The sequence below is a fragment of the Pseudarthrobacter sp. TRD_SC_9 genome (genome assembly GCF_055361265.1).
The window spans coordinates 2375778-2391714 of sequence record NZ_CM143956.1 but is presented as its reverse complement, the minus strand read 5'-3'; the positions used below and the strand labels follow the sequence as shown (position 1 = coordinate 2391714).

Annotated in this window: 13 protein-coding genes; 4 read left to right on the top strand and 9 right to left on the bottom strand. The window is 61.4% G+C overall.

The window, feature by feature from the left end; genetic code table 11:
* The first annotated feature begins 86 nt into the window (after positions 1-86).
* The 3 genes from ACWA13_RS11160 to ACWA13_RS11150 are packed head-to-tail and all read left to right on the top strand — an operon-like array spanning position 87 to position 4490.
* On the top strand, positions 87-1115 hold the full coding sequence (locus ACWA13_RS11160; RefSeq protein ID WP_463934090.1) for a nitroreductase family protein: 1029 nt from the start codon (positions 87-89) through the stop codon (positions 1113-1115).
* Between the two features lie 13 nt (positions 1116-1128).
* The gene (locus ACWA13_RS11155; protein WP_463934088.1) at positions 1129-2829 is read left to right on the top strand and encodes an ABC transporter ATP-binding protein/permease; all 1701 of its coding nucleotides are present in this window, start codon (positions 1129-1131) and stop codon (positions 2827-2829) included.
* Positions 2826-4490: an amino acid ABC transporter ATP-binding/permease protein gene (locus ACWA13_RS11150; protein ID WP_463934086.1), complete on the top strand. Its 1665-nt coding sequence runs from the start codon at positions 2826-2828 to the stop codon at positions 4488-4490. Before ACWA13_RS11155 ends, ACWA13_RS11150 begins: the two co-directional genes overlap by 4 nt.
* A gap of 100 nt (positions 4491-4590) precedes the next feature.
* Here the strand turns inward: ACWA13_RS11150 and ACWA13_RS11145 are convergent, their stop codons facing one another.
* The 7 genes from ACWA13_RS11145 to ACWA13_RS11115 form a co-directional block, all read right to left on the bottom strand.
* Positions 4591-5610 carry an ABC transporter substrate-binding protein gene (locus ACWA13_RS11145; RefSeq protein WP_463934084.1) on the bottom strand — a complete coding sequence of 340 codons (1020 nt, stop codon included), beginning with the start codon at positions 5608-5610 and terminating at the stop codon, positions 4591-4593.
* Between the two features lie 47 nt (positions 5611-5657).
* Complete coding sequence (locus tag ACWA13_RS11140; RefSeq protein WP_463934082.1) at positions 5658-6485, bottom strand: ABC transporter ATP-binding protein; 828 nt, start codon at positions 6483-6485, stop codon at positions 5658-5660.
* On the bottom strand, positions 6482-7492 hold the full coding sequence (locus ACWA13_RS11135) for a FecCD family ABC transporter permease (protein WP_463937912.1): 1011 nt from the start codon (positions 7490-7492) through the stop codon (positions 6482-6484). Before ACWA13_RS11135 ends, ACWA13_RS11140 begins: the two co-directional genes overlap by 4 nt.
* 480 nt (positions 7493-7972) lie before the next feature.
* A complete protein-coding gene (locus ACWA13_RS11130) occupies positions 7973-8227 on the bottom strand; it encodes a hypothetical protein (protein ID WP_463934081.1) in 255 nt (84 codons plus the stop codon).
* A gap of 162 nt (positions 8228-8389) precedes the next feature.
* Entirely contained in the window at positions 8390-9049 is a 660-nt protein-coding gene (locus ACWA13_RS11125; RefSeq protein ID WP_463934079.1) for an RraA family protein, read from the bottom strand.
* 71 nt (positions 9050-9120) lie between these two features.
* Positions 9121-10107 carry a hydroxyacid dehydrogenase gene (locus ACWA13_RS11120; protein ID WP_463934078.1) on the bottom strand — a complete coding sequence of 329 codons (987 nt, stop codon included), beginning with the start codon at positions 10105-10107 and terminating at the stop codon, positions 9121-9123.
* Positions 10108-10114: 7 nt separating this feature from the next.
* Complete coding sequence (locus tag ACWA13_RS11115) at positions 10115-11440, bottom strand: MFS transporter (protein WP_463934076.1); 1326 nt, start codon at positions 11438-11440, stop codon at positions 10115-10117.
* Positions 11441-11630: 190 nt separating this feature from the next.
* On the opposite strand from ACWA13_RS11115, the gene ACWA13_RS11110 reads away from it, so the two are divergent.
* Entirely contained in the window at positions 11631-13160 is a 1530-nt protein-coding gene (locus tag ACWA13_RS11110) for an IclR family transcriptional regulator (protein WP_463934074.1), read from the top strand.
* Between the two features lie 595 nt (positions 13161-13755).
* Here the strand turns inward: ACWA13_RS11110 and ACWA13_RS11105 are convergent.
* Entirely contained in the window at positions 13756-15117 is a 1362-nt protein-coding gene (locus tag ACWA13_RS11105) for a HEPN domain-containing protein (RefSeq protein WP_463934073.1), read from the bottom strand.
* 96 nt (positions 15118-15213) lie between these two features.
* Positions 15214-15870, bottom strand: a complete 657-nt coding sequence (locus tag ACWA13_RS11100) for a hypothetical protein (protein WP_463934071.1) — start codon at positions 15868-15870, stop codon at positions 15214-15216.
* Between the last annotated feature and the right edge of the window lie 67 nt (positions 15871-15937).

Below are 15937 nucleotides of genomic sequence, written 5' to 3'. Positions count from 1 at the left end.
ACGTGCTCCTTCCCTCAGGATTTGCCCACGCCTGGAGCCACGAGGTTCCCGGTCCCGTGCAGCCTCCGGGCCCCCAGTGTGTCCCGGTGTCAGGCGTTGTCGAGCACCCGCAGCGGTATGGACTCCCGGTAACCGACATGTTGCGGGCTATCTGGTGGAGCGAGGAATTCCATCTCAGTGCCGCCACCGGCAAGCCCGGTAAGGTGCGCAAACGCGCCGTGCCCTCGGGCGGCGGGTGCTACCCGGTTCAACTGCGGGTCTTGTGCGGGGAGGGCTGCGACGTGCCTCCCGGTGCGTACGTTTTCAACGGCAACGGCGGTGAGCTGCTCCGCCTACGGGATCCCGACATCGTTCCCCCAACTCAAGGGGGGCCGCAGTCACCCCCACGGGGGGCCATCGTCGTGCTGACCGTACTGCCGCAACGCACCGTTGCGAAGTACCACCACCGTGCGGGTCCACTGCTGATCGCGGACACTGCGTACGCGTCGGTTGCCCTGGTTCATCATGCCGCGGCCCGAGACGTTGATGCTTGGTGGCATGCCGTGGCGTCCTACCGTTGGCCCGGTTCTGCCCCGGAGATCGCGCTGGCCACGGTCTCACTGGCGGCGCCGCAGGAGCGCCGCCCCCACGAGCGGATCCTTGGGGTTTCGGAAGCGCAGCTCGCCACCCGCAGGAGCCTGGACCCCTCCCGTTCGCGTCCCAATGTACCGGCCGCAGAAATGGGGTCTGCGGTTGAGAAGCTTCTTGAGCGCGCGCTGCTCGCGTTCCCGCAGGCACGTCCTGTATCCTGCCGTGCCCGCATCCTTACAGCGGACTCACTACGTGATCCCCTTCTCGCGGAACGATGCGCCTGTCAACACTGGGTAAGGAATCTGGACGCGCTGTTGGTCTTCGAAACCATGGGCACACCCACCCCGGCGACCATGTGGTGGGCCTCTACGCTGGCCGCCCATATCCTCTACACCGCGCTCGGCACGGACGCGCACTTCGAATTTCGGCCGGTCGGCGGCTGGACCGGTGAGCGCGGGGGCTGGACAACGCTCCATGGACTCGGCTTAGTCCGCCGAACGGCACTCGATGCAAACCACGAAAGGGCATCCCATGCTTGTCAATAAGAGGCTCCTTCAGATGACAGCTGGTCACCGCGACCGGCTGGCTGGCGTGACAGCACTGCTCTGCATCACCACAGCGAGCTACTGGTTGCAGGCGTGGTTCCTGGCCCAGGCCCTGGCGGCGCTGGTGGTTCTGGTGCGGTCCTCCGGAAACCCCGCCGGCGGCATGTACGGACCACTAGTTCCCTACCTTGCCGGGGTTCTCGCCTGTGGCCTGGGGCGCCTGGTGCTCCAGCAGTTCCATTCCCGGCTGGCCAGTTCCTTGGGCTCCGGGGTGCGATTGGAAGTACGCCGGAAGCTTGCTGACCGTCTGCTTCAACCCGAAAGGCTGAGGGATACTTCGGACCGCAGTGGAGCCCGGCGGCTGGCCCTGAGTGAAGGTGTGGACGGAGTGGACAGCTACATCAGCCAGTACATCCCCCACGCTTTCCAGCTGCAGATCGTGGTGCCCGCCCTTCTGGTCTGGATCGCGTGGCTGAATCCTTTGCTGGCCGCTGCCCTGGCGCTTGCCGTGGCCGTAGCCGTTGGTGCGCCGAAACTCTGGGGAAAAGCCTTAAAGAAGCATGGACATCATCATTGGGACAGTTACGAAGCACTCAGTGCCGACTTCCTGGAGGCCCTCCAAGGCATGCGCACCCTCAAGATTCTCAACGCCGTTCCTAGGACGAGGGCACGGCTTGATCACAGGTCGCAGCAGCTCCACAGGGCAACCGTATCCACCATGCGTACGTCCCTGGTGGACACCGCGTTGGCGGATTTTGGGATTCAGGCGGGCATGCTGGCGGCTGCCGTATTGGCAGCATTCGCTGTGTTGGGGCAGGGGCCATTGCCCGGACCCGAGACTGCGGCGATCACGTACTTCCTGCTGATGCTCTCGTCCGAAGTGTTCAGGCCGGTGCGGGATCTCGCGCGCCAATGGCATGCCGCGTATCTTGGGCTCTCGGCTTTGGGCAGTATTGATGCCGCCGGAGGGACGGACAGCGGCAGTAGTGACCGTACGCTGACGGGTGAACGACAGGCGTTTTCCGCGTGCGGGGTGCGTTCCGCCGTGCCTGCAGATCGGCTCACGCTGGACAACGTGAGTTTCCGGTACTCGGCTGTCGACCCCTGGGTTCTGCAGGACGCGTCGGCAGAAATCCAGCGCGGCGCCCTCACCGCGTTGGCGGGAGTGTCCGGGGCAGGGAAGAGCACACTATTTGATCTGTTGCTGGGATTCCTGCACGTAGGAGAGGGCCGCATCCAATTGGACGGCCGGCCTCTAAGGCCCAGCGACGTCAGTGTGGTCTCACAACGCAGCTACCTCTTCCCTGGGACTATCCGTGAGAACCTTCGCGTTGTGGCGCCTGATGCTACTAAAGAGCAGATCCAGCGCGTCCTTGAGATTTCAGGCCTGACTGAAGAACTGCGGCACTGGCCCGATGGTCTGGATACCGTGCTGTCCGAAGGGGGTGCATCCGTGTCCGGAGGCCAGCTCCAGCGGCTTTCGATTGCACGGGCACTGCTGGTGGATCGTCCCGTTCTCCTCTTGGACGAGCCAACGTCCGCTCTCAACACCGAGCTCGCTGGACTGGTGTTGAAGGGGCTTCGCCTCGAGGCCGGACGGCGGATTGTCCTGATGATCGCGCACCGCCCCGAGGCCCTCGCCGCCGCGGACACCGTCCTCCACCTGGGCCACGGCCAACTCCGCACACACCAACAAGAAGCAGCCACGCTATGAGTCTCACCACACGCAATCACCGAAATCCGCTTCTGGGCCTGGTTCCGCACATGTCCGGAGAATGGGCCGGGATAGCGTGGACAGCGGTTGTGGGCATCTTAAATAACCTGGTCCTCGTTGTCCTGGCTGTTGTTACTTCCTACGTTGTGGCGCTGGCTGTGATGCGACACGAGTCCGCAGCCCCCGAATGGTGGATCGTCGGGGTCGCCGCGGTGGTCGTTCGGGCCGTGCTGACGTGGCACGAGATGGACATCTCCCACAGCATTGCGTACCGAATTCTGGCCGCGTTGCGCATAGCACTCTTCGATGGTTTCACCCGTGGCGTTCCTTCCCGAAAGACGGATCAGCACACAGGCAAACTCGCCGCCACGGCTATGGGCGATGTTGAAAAGCTCGAGTTCTTCTACGCCCACACGGTTGCCCAGCTGGCTGGTTCCGCGGTGTTGTTCGTGGCCGGGGTTGCCGCGTTGTTGCAGCTGGGTCCGGACCTTGCCGCGGTGTTGCTGCTGGGGTCCGCAGCATTGGTGGTGGTGACGCTTCCGGGGTTGCGCCGGGGCGCCGTGTTGGGTGCCCGGGTACAGGAGGCGCGGTCTGCGGTGTCAGTTCTTGCCGTAGACCTTTTGTCGGGCACCCGAGAGATTCTTGGCTTCGGGCTGCGGGAGCATGCACAACGTCAGCTTGAGGAACAGAGCCTGGCAGTAGATGCCAGCCAACGAAAATTAAACTCCTTCCTTGCCATGGCGGCGTCCCTTCGCGAACTGTGTGTCCTGGCAACTGTGGTGGCAGTCTTCCTTGCTGCAATTTCACAACCCGGGCTGGAACCCGTGTGGGTGCCCGCGCTGGTGGCAGGCACGCTGACCCTCTTGGCTCCGGTTGCAGAAGGCATGGCCACCGTAACCCAACTACAGCCCCACCGCGCCAGTGCCCAGCGAGTCATGGAGGGCATCAGCCTTCCCTCGGTCGCAACGGTTTCGCGGCCCCTCGTGGAGTTCGACCCCGAGGGGCCGCTGGGCTTGGAGGTCCGGAACCTGCAATTCACATACGACAGCGGTGCGCCTGCCTTGCGCCCGACTTCCCTGTCCGTGGCGCCCGGCGAGCATGTCGGGATCAGTGGCCGATCCGGGGCAGGCAAGACCACGCTGGCCCGGCTGCTACTGCGCTTGTGGGTGCCGGATTCAGGGAGCATGTCGCTGGTGCCGCGCGCCGGGCAGTCCGTGGACGCCTGGGCCGTGGACGAGTCTTCTTTTCGGCGGATGGTCACGATGGTGGAGCAGGACGCGCCGGTTTTCCATGGTTCCGTCCTGGACAACATGCGCCTAGCCCACCCCGCCGCAACGGAAGTGGACGTGCTGGCTGCACTGGACCGGGCAGGGCTTCCGCTCACTGGAGAACGATGGTCGGACGGGGTAGATAGCATGATCGGGGAGCAAGGAGTGAGCTTGTCCGGCGGTGAACGTGCCCGCTTCTGTTTGGCGAGGGCCCTGCTGATCAAGCCGAAGATCTTGGTGCTGGATGAAACCACAGCCAGCTTGGATCCTGCTTCGGAACGTTCCTTGGTGGAGGCTGTTGCCGCGGTTTCCGGTGAAACAACGGTGATCACCGTTTCGCACAGGGAATCGACGCTGGCCGCATGCCACCGGCGGGTGCAGCTGGGCGCTTAGCCGGGGCATCCAAAAAACTCTGCCCACTTTCCGCAGAAACGGCATTTGATGACTAGTGCCTCGGCCGCATCAAATGCCGATTCGCGGGAGCTTTGAGGGCTTAGAATGCGTCCGGGTGTAGTCCCTTGGCGATCTGTTCCACAGCGCGGAGGTTTCCCCACGTTCCCGGCATGACGTCATCGGAGTTGATGGCCACCAGCCGGTCGTTCTTCACCGCTGCTACTTCCGGGAACGTTTCCTTCAGGAACGTGCGGGTAGCGTCCTCGTGGGCTTTGTCCAGCGTGGTGAACACAATGACCTCCGGGTTCTTCTGGACCAGTGTCTCCGGGGAGATCACGGCGGAGAAGAACTTAGCGAAGGCCTCATCGGAGGGGCTGAACAGATTATTCCCGCCGGCGGTCTTGATCATGTCGTACTCGATTCCGGCGCCGATGGCCGCGATGGAGTTCCCCTCGACAAACAATTCCACCACGGTGGGCTTGTTTTTGCCTTCCACGGCCTTTTCTACGGAAGACAGCACATCAGCGGCTTCCGTCCGCACGGTTGAGGTACGCTCACCGGCACCGAGTACAGCACCGATGTTCTCTATATCGGTGAGAAGGTCCTTGACCTCGGCCTTGCTCCGGCGCTCCATGCATCCCGCCGTGGCGATGTAGGACTCGGCTCCTGCTGCTTTGAGCTGTTCGAGGCTCGCGAACCCTTGTTCGGCCGTGAACTCGTAAGCCGTGGGCGAGTAGACGAAGTCCGGGCTGGCACCCAACAGGACTTCTCGCGACGGCGGCATCTGATCACTCAACTGCTGCACATCACCGCGGTCCTTCAGCTCAGGCAGCAGCTCGTGACCCTTCGTTTGAGCCTCAGCCACCACCTTGTCCGCAGCACCAAGTTTCACCAGCAGTTCGGACTGTCCCGGTGTCATGGCAACCACGCGCTCAGGGACGGAGGTGAACGTCAAGGTCCGGCCGCAGTTCTCGATGGATCCGGCGGGCTCGGCAGCCAGGCCGACCTTGTCCGTTGCCGGTGTTTGGCTCACTGCTTGTCCGCAGCCGGACAACAACATTCCGCTGAGTGTCATAACGGCTAAAACAGCAGCTGCCTTGGTAACGGTGGATTTGGCCATGGATGTGCCTCCGGTGAGTCGTGTTCGGTGATGGGTGATGGGTAAATTCAGGGGCGCGCTGTTGCGAGCTCCGGGTTTTGAGAGGGCGCTGGCGCCGGTGGCTGTTCATTCGTCCTGGCGGCGATGGCAATCAATGCCCGGCCGGTGAGCGGGTGCTCGAGCTTCCGGGACTCCACACCAAAGCAGTGCAGGATGAGTTCGTGGTCCAGCAGCGTTGCCGGCGGCCCGAAAGCCTGCAGCCGACCGGACTGCAGCACCGCCACCTGATCACAGAACTCTGCAGCCAGGTTCATGTCGTGTAGGGCGGCCAGAACTGTCCTTCCCCGGGAGGTGACCAAGTGCATGAGCTCCAGTTGGAAGGCGACATCCAGGTGGTTCGTCGGTTCGTCGAGTACCAGAACGGGTGCGTCCTGCACGAGGGCCCGTGCCAGCAGCACACGTTGTTTCTCCCCACCCGACAACCCGGAAAAGTAGCGGTCCGTCAGGGAGGAAGCCCCGACGTCGAGCATTGCTTCGTGGACGAGGTGGTGGTCCAGTTCAGAATCGGCACCAAAGCCGCGCTGATGTGGTGCGCGTCCCAGCATGACGACTTCCCGCGCCGTCACAGGAAAGTCCTGGCTGGATTCCTGTGCCATCACGGCCACTCGGAGTGCGGCCTGCCGGGAGTTGAGGCCGCGGACGTCATCGCCGCCCACTGTCACGGTCCCCGAACTGGGTTTGTTCACCCGGTACAAGGTGCGGAGAAGCGTGGATTTGCCGCAGCCGTTGGGGCCCAAGATGCCTACCACGGAGCCGCTGGGCGCAGTGAAAGTGACGTCGTTGACCACGGTGGTACTGCCAAGGACTATGCTGACGTTCCGGAAATCTACTTTCATCGCTTGATGCCGCCCCGAACAGCGCCATTGCCGCGCATGAGCCAAAGGAAAAAAGGGGCTCCGACGGTAGCGGTGAGGATGCCCAGCGGAATCTCCGCTGGTTGGGCCACCGTGCGGGCCAGCAAGTCAGTAAGCATGAGGAAAAATGCGCCACCGAAGATAGTCACGGGCAGCATACGTCGGTGATCCGAGCCCACCAACATGCGTGCGGCGTGCGGCACTACCAAACCCACAAACCCAATTCCACCGCAAACTGCAACCGTAGTCGCAGTCAACAAAGCCGTAGCGAGAAGGAGCATTTGACGCATACGTTCCACGTTCACGCCCAGAGCGGTGGCCGTTTCGTCGCCGGCCAGGAAGGCATTGAGAGCGCGGGAACGCAGCATCGCAAAGATACTGATAAACCCAAGTGCCAGGCCGGGCAACAGCAGTTGGGGGTAAGTCGCCGCCGAGACGCTGCCCAACAGAAAGAACAACACGCTGTAGACGTTCTGGGCGTCGGTAGTAATGGTGAGGAAGTTGGTGATGGCGGAGAGCAGCGACCCGAGTGCCACACCTGCGAGGATGAGCCGCGAGGGCGCAATCACTCCATCCTGTTTTGCGAGCAAGTACACCAAGGCCGTCGCCGCAGCCGCCCCGGCGAACGCGGACGCATTCAGGCCAAGCCCGCCAACTGCCGTCGAACCTGCCACGATGGCTAGAACGGCACCCACTCCTGCCCCGGCCGAAACGCCCAAAATGTAGGGCTCAGCCAGAGGATTGCGGACGTTCGCCTGCAGAAGGGCACCTGCCAACGCGAGGCTGGCTCCGGCGATACCAGCCAGCAGCGCGCGGGGAACTCGGAAGCTCCACACGGCTTGATCCTGGGACACGGTCAATGAACCGTCCGACATCCACGGCAGGCCGGGTATTAGGTGACCGGCCATAATTTGCAGGGACTCCAGAAACGTTGTTTGCAAGGGACCTGTGCTACCCGCAACCCCAAGGATGGCCACGATTCCAAGCACCAGCGAAGGCACTAACAACCGTTCCAGCGCTGACCTGCGCGGGCGGCTGTCGGGAGGAATGGAGCTGCCTAAGGGGCTCGGACGGCTGACCCTGGCTGGGCGCGCAAGGTCAGCGGTCATGAAGGAATCCGATCACGCCCCGATATTACCCTAATTGAGAATCGTTCTCATACCCCAGGCAAGCTGAGTTGCACTGCATGCTTGATTGGATCCGGCAAAGGGCTACCGCCGGCGCCGTCGTGAGGTGATGTTGATCGATTGGCAGAGCTAGGAATACCTCGTACTCGTCGTAGTGATCGTTGTGTTCTGCGTGGCGGTGGCCGTCGTGGAGGTAGTCAGTGTGGTCACCGTATGCAAAGAGCAAAGCTTCTTTGCATGCAGAACTCCATCTAAAGCTTCGGACGATAAGCTCCTGCTGTCTTAGCAAAGGATCCTTTGTCCGGACGTGAGGCTGTCCCGCTGCTTACGGTTCCTAGCTCCTTAGTTGTGCAGGGCTTTAGTGGTCATGCGGTAGGTAAGCGCTCCTTCGAGCTGTCTGGGCTCAACCCAGACTTGGAAGCCTTGGGAGGCTTCGTACAGGGTCCGGCTGTGTTGCTCGTCAGCGGCAACCCAGATCATGGAGGAGTCGGGCATCGCGGCGTCGACGATGCCAGTGCGGATGACTTCCCAGTGCTGTCGGATCTCGACCGGGACGCCGACGAGCCGAGCCCATTCGTGATGGCGGTATTTGGTCATTTTTTGTCTCCCCAAGTGTCGATGGGCATGGGCGGAGCCGTCGGAGGGCCGACACCGAGTGGCTCTGTCGCTGTTGCTGCAGGCACTCGGTAAAGACCTGACTGGTGGTCCCGGCATTCGCGGGTCGGGAGGGCGGGGTGATCTACAGGGTTGTTTGGCGGTTTAGTAGGTGGTGCTGGCCAAGGCTGACGCGGAGTTCCGGATTCTTACCCGGAGGTCTTCTTCGAACTTGTCGATGTCCGCGAGTCTGCGCAGCACGCTTTCGGCGCGTTGTGCTGGTATGACGGCGACTCCATCGTCGTCGGCGGTGATGAGGTCCCCTGGGTTGACGACGGTACCGCCGCAGGCGACCGGCACGGAGACTGCTCCGGGACCGTATTTTGCGGGTCCGGCCGGTGATACGCCGCGGGCCCAGATGGGCAATCCGAGTTCCTTGATGACGGCACGGTCCCGTGTTAGTCCGTCGATGACGACACCGACGATGCCGGCGGCGAGGCAGATTTCTGCGAGGAGGTCACCGAATACGGCCCGTGTTGTTCCTCCGAGTGCGTTGATGACCAGGACATCGCCGGGTCGGGCGTCGTCGAGGGCGCGGTGGATGGCGAGGTTGTCACCTTCGCGGGTCAGTACCGTCAGGGCAGGGCCAACACAGCGGCCGGTCGTCCATTGGGACACGATGCCTGTGTCCATGAGGTTGAGCCTGTCCATGGCATCCCCGACGTTGGCGGTGGGGTACGGCTTCAGGGCTTCGAGGAACTCTGTGGCGGTGTTGGTGGGGCGGGGGCTGACAGTGAGTGAGGTAGTTGGTGCGTCAATAAACATGTCGTCTCTCAGTGCTTTCGTATGGTCGATGCTGGCGGTTTTCAACCTGCGGTAGGCGTTTGTTTTGTTGCTTAGGCGGAAGCGGGGGCTGGAATGTTGTTCACTGCGTGTTCGGGCCGTTGACTGGCAAGCGCTTCCTGGATGGCCTGCAAAGCGCCTGTTCCGGCGGCCAGGAAGGCTTCCTTGCTTTGCCCGGCGACGTGCGGGGTGACGATCAGGTTCGGCACCTCAGCGATCTGGATCTTGGAGTGTGCAATGGGGTCTCTCATATCCACGGACTCTCCTTCAAGGACGTCCAGCCCTGCCCCGCCAAGGTGGCCGTTTTGGAGTGCCCGGGCCAGAGCGGGTTCGTCCACCAGTCCTCCGCGGGATGTGTTGATGAGCACCGCTCCTGGTTTCATCTTGGTTAGGGCTTCTGAGTCGATGATTCGTGCTGTCTGGTCAGTCAGCGGCATGTGCAGGCTCAGGACGTCCGAGCCGGCAATAACTTCGTTGAGTGTTGCCGGAGCAGCACCTGAGGCCGTGATGGCGGTGTCCTGCACGAACGGGTCATGAACGAGGACGTGCATGCCGAATCCTTGGGCGATGGTGGCGACCATGTGGGCGATGTTGCCGAAGCCGAGCAGTCCTAAGGTGCGGCCGTGCAGTTCAAAGCCGTTCATATGGGGTTTTGCTGCTGCCCATTGCCCTGATGTCGTTTGAGCTGAGCCGTAGGGCACTTTCCTGGCCAGTGAGAGCAGGAGGGCGAAGACGTGTTCGGCGACCGCGCGGCTGTTGCTGCCCGGAGTCGTGGTGACCCAGACACCGGCGTCTGTGGCCGCCTTGATGTCGACGTTGTCGGTTCCTACTCCATGCCGGGCGATGATGCGCAGTCTTGGCGAAGACTCAATTTTTTCCCGGTCGAAGCGTTCTGCCCGGAGCAGGACGGCGTCGACCTCGGTTTGGACGGTCTCGTAGCGGACAGCGTCCGGGCCGTAGCCCAGGTGTACCTGTCCTAAGGTGTTCAGTTCTGCCAGGACATCGGGATGGATATCGTCGGAGACGTAGAAGGTGGGCATGGTGTTCCTAGCGGTAAAGGTGGGAAGCGGAGGTCAGGGTGTTGCTGCGTACTGTGCCCAGCAGCACGGCCAGGCCCAGAGCGCCGAAGATCATCAGCATGTAGGCGGGAATCATGGTGTTGCCGGTGTTGCCGATCAGCCAGGTGGCCACATACGGGGCGCCGGCTCCGCCGAGCACGGCCCCGACGCTGTGACCGAAGGCGACGCCGCTGTGCCGGACTTCGACGGGGAAGAACTCGGGCATGGCGGCGTAGGTGCCTGCCTGGCAAAGGGCGTAGGGCACCATTCCCAGGAGCAGGCCGAAGATCGCCAGTGACAGTGACCCGGCGTTCATGAGCATGAACGAGGGGAACGTGAGCACGATGTAGGCGATGTAGGAAGCTGTCAGCAGGCGCTTGCTGCCGATGCGGCTGCCCAGTTGGCCGGCCAAGGGGATCAGCAGAGCCGCGGTGGCGACGGCGATAAGGACGATGGTCGCGGCCTCAGCCTTGGTGAAGTCCAGGACGGTGCTGAAGTAAACAGCAACATAAACGGTGCCGATGTAGGTGCCGATGTTCTGGACCAGAGCGATGAAGAAGACCTTGGTCAGGCGTGAGCGGTGGTTGCGGAACAGTTCAACGATCGGGGAGGTGGTCGTCTGGCCCTTGTTTGCGCTCTGGGTAAATTCCGGGCTGTCTTCGATCTTCAGTCGCATGACCAGGCACAGGATGCCCAGTGGAATCGCGAGGAGGAACGGGATCCGCCAGCCCCAGGACTCCATTTCTGTAACCGGCACAAAGGAGGCCGCCAGTGCAGCAACTCCCGCAGCGCCGGCCTTGCCCAGCACACCGACGCTGGGAATGAAGGAGATGTAAAGGCTTCGACGCTCCACCGGTGCCCATTCGCGGATATAGGTAGCAGCGCCGCCGATCTCACCGCCTGCAGAGAGGCCCTGCAGCATCCGGAGCAGGCCCAGCAGGATGGGAGCCCAGATGCCGATCTGTGCGTACGTGGGCAGCAGTGCCGTGAGCCCGGCCGCTCCACTCATGAGGATTACTGAACCGATCAGGCTGGCACGGCGTCCGTAACGGTCTCCGATGCGCCCGAAAAAGATTGCGCCCAGCGGCCGGACCAGGAACGCCGTACCAAAGACCAGGAACGTGTTGAGCAGGCCCGCCACGGGATCACCGCTGGGAAAGAACACCACGGCAAGCGTTGCGGCAACATAGCCGAAAACACTGAAGTCGTAGTACTCGATAAAGGTGCCGAAGGCGGCAACACCGGTAGCCTTCTTGGCCTTCTTCAGGTGGAGGGCATCCGCGGCCGGTGGGGCGGACTGACTAACAGGGGGCATCTTTGCTCCTATAAAAAGTGGGACACTGTCCTAATTTGTAGTTAAAGTGTGATGTAGACCATTCCTGCTGTCAAGCAGGAGCGTCGAGCTGTAGAAGAAGCGCGTGGGAACGGCGCCCTGACGGTAGCGTGGTGACAGCAGTCGGCAGGCTCGGTAAGGAGCCGGAAATCGGGAAGATGGTGGGACCGGAGTGAGCTCGAGCGAGAGTGCCGTGGCAGGGAACGAGCGCATCGTCGAAGTCCTGCATGCCCTGGTGACCCGGGTTGAGCCAACCGGCGTCCGGGAACTTGCACAAGCTCTTGGCGCCAGCCGGAGCACTGTTAACCGTGTCCTGCTGTCCCTGGAAGAACACGGGCTGGCCTCATCTGTTGGTGCCAGCGGAAGTTACCGGGTTGGACCGCGGCTGCGCGTCCTGGCAGCGGCACTGCACTCCCGACACCCGCTGCTGCGGCATGCCGGAACGGTTCTAGAACGCCTTGGCGAGCAATCGGACGCAACCGTTTTGATCGCCCTCCATGACGCACCCCGGGCACGGGCCGTTGTCGTCAGTTGCCGCCGGCGGCCCGGCCCCATCAAGTACCTTCTGGAGCCAGGCACTGTCCTGCCCCTGCACGCAGGAGCGACAGGCCGATCAATACTGGGCCGGCTGGGAATCACTGCTTTGGGAGATGATTCGCTGGAGGCGCACACCCCGGACACCGTGACTGAACGGGCTGAGCTGGAAAGACTGCTCGCCGAGGACTCCCGCGCCGGGTACACGATCAGCGTAGGGCAGCAATTCCCTCTGGCCGCAGGCGCGGCAGCGTCGTTCCACTGTCACGGTCTCACCGGGTCCGTCTCCATCACCCGGCCCCGCTTCCTTACAGCCGACGAGGACCTTGTCCGTTTCGGCCCGCTGGCCAGACAAGCAGCCCAAGCCATCGAAACCGTCTGCGGAAAACACCCAGAGCCCCGGGACTTGGACCCCATCACTTTCCCGGCCGGGTCCACTGCCGTGGAACGCACCGCCCGGCTGGTCACCGCGTTGACAGCCAATCCGGACGGTTTGCCCACCGGCAATGATCTTGCCCACGCCATCGGAGCAAACATCGCCACCACAAACCGTCTGGTTTCCACCGCCCTGGCTACAGGCCTGGCTCTGCAACGCCACGGCGGTTTACACCCCGGCCCCCGGATGTTTCACTGGGCAGCCCTTCTGGGTCCTGAAATCGACCCCGCTGCTATCGCCCGTCCGATTCTTCGGGAACTCGCCGAACAATCAGGTGAAACCGTCGGCCTCATTCAATTCCACGCCGACACCAAAGAGGCCGTGATGACGACAGTAGTGGACGGGGTCAGGCCGTTGCACTACGGACTTGCTTCCGGGGTACCAATCCCGCTGTACGCCGGAGCCGGTGGTAAAGCTATCCTCGCTCACTGTCCCCCCAGCGCTGTGACAGCACTAAGGCTCGAGCCCCTCACCGAACGCACGCAAACAGATTCTGAAGCCCTCAAAAAGGACCTCGACGAAATTCGGGAGCGTGGTTGGGCCATCGGTGACGGTGAACGCATCCCAGACGCTTTCGGTGTCAGCGCCCCCTACTTTAAAGACGGCACCATCGCAGGATCCATCACAGCAACCGTCACCAGGCTCCGCATGCCCGAAATTGATGTCCCAGCACTTGCCCGCCTGGTCCAACAGGCTGCCCAAAAGCTGTCACGAACCCTTTCAACCCCTTGATTGATGCTGCATAACGCAGCACTTCGGTTTCCTACAGAGTGCGGCCTTGTGCGGCCGAGGTGACGAGGTCGCTCTTGGTTAGCGGCTCGCCCCTTCCCAGTGCTGTGGTTCAGGTCAAAGTGTCGGCGACGGCGACCCAGTTCGAGTGCAGCAGCGCCATGAGGGTCTCGTGAACCTGGCGTGCGGGTGCGGTGCCGGCGTCGTTGGTGAGGTCGATTGCTCCGGTGGCGTCTGAGAGGACTTCGACGGTGACGCCGGGGGCTCAGCGGCCTCGGTTGATGCGATGACGCAGTTGTTGGGCGCCTCTCGACTCTGAAGACGAGCCCGCCGGTTGAACGAGCGCTGGCGTCTCATTAAAGGATCCTTTGTCCAGACGGACCTGATATTGGCGGAAGCCGGAGGAGCTTAGCATCTGCGGCGGTTCCTGCCCTTGAGAGTGTCTTAGTAACGTGTCCCACTTGCATGTGTCTCAATATTGAAAAGTAGTGCCTTTAGTGAGATGGATGAGAGGTACTGGGGCTTGAGTCGTTTGCACCAAAATCACTCGTCCTCGTCCATTAGCAAGGGAGACTGCATGGACACCAGCTAAGTGATTTCACTGCGTCGGATGACCAGCATTTCGGAAGGTTTGCAGACAAGAAAAGTCGGCCCAGTAGTGTTCCACATCCATGTTCGCCAAGGCGAAGGCGAAGGTCTGCGCCTCTCGGAGAGCAAGGCCCAGGCGGGCGGGTTCAACAAATTCCACCAAGATTCGGAGAGTGAGAACCCAGCGCCCAGAGATACTCGCGATGTGGTATTGAGTCACTTCTGCGTCATAGAAGCGGTCGAGCAACTGGTGACTTTGATCGTTGCGGATGCTCTTCATGGCCTTGACCCACGTGTCCAGGTCGGGGCCGCACAGGCCGGGCGCTATGTCTACTACTGGGGCTGCAAGCTCTGCCACGCGTTGCTGGTAGCTAGGCTGATCGATATGGTTCAAGGCTTCGCTGAATATCTTGCCAGCAAGGGCTTTATCCTCGAATCCGCTTTCGACCAGATTATTGACACCCGCTTCACGCGCGGCCCGCGAGGCGCGCTTTACGGCAGTATTACTGAGTGTGGCGAATGGCCGGCGGTCCACAAGCAAGCGCCGGTGAAGTCCCTCAAGAGCGGTAGCTACTGCCTGGGCGTCGACCTGAAGTACGCCCGCTTTTGCAGAGGCGATGTAGGGCAGCGGGTCAAGCTTGAACGCCATCGGTAGCCAGCGAGCCAATGAATGGAGGGTGACCTCGTTGAGCGGAAGAAGTTTAGTCCTCGAAAATCTTCCCTTGTCCGGCTCCGGTGGGGAGCAGTCATACCATTTCCCGTCCTCCAGCTGAATCTGCACGTGAGACATGTCAATGCCGCACCCGGTCCAAAGCACCAAGAATTGAGTAATCGCTGCAACCACTCCTTGCTGAGCCATGCGTAGTTCAGTGGCGTCTGCCAGTTCGAATTCCACACCGGGCCTGTTGTCACATGCCCAAGGATTCAGGGTGCCGGGCAGCGGTCCGTCGGTGACGTTAACCGTTGCATCGCTAAGCCATCCAGCTTGGTCGGACGGGAGGTTCCAAGCCCATCGAATGCCATGAATGAGAGATTCATTGCCATCAAGGTGAGCGCCGAGGACATAGAACGATCCGGTGAATCTTTGAGTTAGAGGGTCAAAAAGAGGAGGCACAGTGTCCATGTGGGCGCCCAGAAGCGTTACGCCGTCCTGGCCATCGAGCTCACCAAAAATGGTGCGCGGCGCGAAATCCTCAGTAATTGCTGCAGGGTCGTCGCTAAAAGAGACGTACCCCGGCTGTATGTCGATACTTAGGGGGGTGACGCAGAAACCATCAAGCTTCAGCGCAAATACGCCCGAATCAAGCTTTACTCTTCCGGGGATCCGAGGGCCGTTCTTAACCCAAAATGTTCCTGCTGCTTCTTCGCTCACGCGGCAACCCTACCGAACGTTTTGGTTGCCGAGACTTTTATCAACAGACTGCCTCTACGCCCGGCGATTGCGCCAGCAGGAGGAACGCCGTTGAACCTAAGGCCCTGTCGTCGAGCCCGAAGGTTGCCCTCCGTCGCGGGCTTCCAAATTTCTCAGCTCCTTAGTCAGCTCGCGACGGGCTCCAATGTTCCAAGGCCACATCAGAAATGATCCGTTCAGTACGAGGTTTGCTTCGATGGTGCTTCGGTGGACTTCTTTGTAGAGCTTTTCCAGGGTGCTCTCGAAGTCATCTATTGAGGCTTGGACTTTGTTGTGATTGAAGGAGTCGTTCAGGGCCTCGGTTACTTGTGCTCTGACGTCATCGAGTTCCGCCAGAACGGAGTGCATGGCAGGGCCGGCATAGACGACGCTCTTTGCAAAAGTGGAGCGCCATTGGTTCGTGGCGGATCGTAGACGGCTGAGATGTTCTTCATCGTGGAGATAGCGCATGTCCACCTCTGACAGCGTTTCCCCATCTGCTAGCCGTTTTCGGGCATCTAATACCCGCTCTTTCACTCTGTTCGCGATATTCGAGAACAGTATGAGTTGTGCATGTGCTACGCCAATAACTTCCACATGAAAGTTCCTCCTGGTACGAATTTCTTCCGTATTCCAAGTCCGTCTCGAAGCGGCCATAGCCCCGAGTTGGGTTGCGGCAGCTCCGATCATGACTCCGACGAGCCCGCTTATTGGGGCAATGAATTCAACTGTCATGGTCTACTTTCAACGGCGGAGGAAGATATCTTGCATCCTAGGCCGGATTTTCAGCGTGGGCCGTGCC

What these genes read in the sequence shown, in the direction of transcription:
- ACWA13_RS11155 (WP_463934088.1), top strand. Translation starts at nt 1,129, where the DNA reads ATGACAGCTGGTCACCGCGACCGGCTGGCTGGCGTGACAGCACTGCTC.
- ACWA13_RS11150 (WP_463934086.1), top strand. Translation starts at nt 2,826, where the DNA reads ATGAGTCTCACCACACGCAATCACCGAAATCCGCTTCTGGGCCTGGTT.
- ACWA13_RS11145 (WP_463934084.1), bottom strand. Translation starts at nt 5,610, where the DNA reads ATGGCCAAATCCACCGTTACCAAGGCAGCTGCTGTTTTAGCCGTTATG.
- ACWA13_RS11140 (WP_463934082.1), bottom strand. Translation starts at nt 6,485, where the DNA reads ATGAAAGTAGATTTCCGGAACGTCAGCATAGTCCTTGGCAGTACCACC.
- ACWA13_RS11130 (WP_463934081.1), bottom strand. Translation starts at nt 8,227, where the DNA reads ATGACCAAATACCGCCATCACGAATGGGCTCGGCTCGTCGGCGTCCCG.
- ACWA13_RS11125 (WP_463934079.1), bottom strand. Translation starts at nt 9,049, where the DNA reads ATGTTTATTGACGCACCAACTACCTCACTCACTGTCAGCCCCCGCCCC.
- ACWA13_RS11120 (WP_463934078.1), bottom strand. Translation starts at nt 10,107, where the DNA reads ATGCCCACCTTCTACGTCTCCGACGATATCCATCCCGATGTCCTGGCA.
- ACWA13_RS11115 (WP_463934076.1), bottom strand. Translation starts at nt 11,440, where the DNA reads ATGCCCCCTGTTAGTCAGTCCGCCCCACCGGCCGCGGATGCCCTCCAC.
- ACWA13_RS11100 (WP_463934071.1), bottom strand. Translation starts at nt 15,870, where the DNA reads ATGACAGTTGAATTCATTGCCCCAATAAGCGGGCTCGTCGGAGTCATG.